The following is a 206-nucleotide window of genomic DNA, read 5'->3' on the forward strand; positions in this document are numbered from 1 at the left end:
CGGGCCATGGCCCACCATTGTGGGCCCATGCCGGTGAACACGAACACCGGTTCGGCTGCCTTGCTGGTCACTGTCCGGGTCACCTGCCCGGCGCCCCCGGCGAACTCCTGCAATTCCTGGAACAGTTCGATGTGGTCGGCGAAGGGGATTCCGGCGCGGTAGGGGTGGTGGTTGCGGCGGGTCCAGGCCGCTTCGGCCAACCAGCC

1 protein-coding gene is annotated in these 206 nt (G+C 68.4%); it reads right to left on the reverse strand.

Going from position 1 to position 206, the window contains the following annotated elements; all coding sequences use genetic code 11:
• Positions 1 to 206: hypothetical protein (locus ACL02S_RS24365; protein ID WP_412804827.1), on the reverse strand; the 206-nt coding region annotated here is incomplete at both ends.

The sequence above is a fragment of the Nocardia spongicola genome, assembly GCF_047200775.1.
Classification (GTDB): Bacteria; Actinomycetota; Actinomycetes; order Mycobacteriales; family Mycobacteriaceae; genus Nocardia.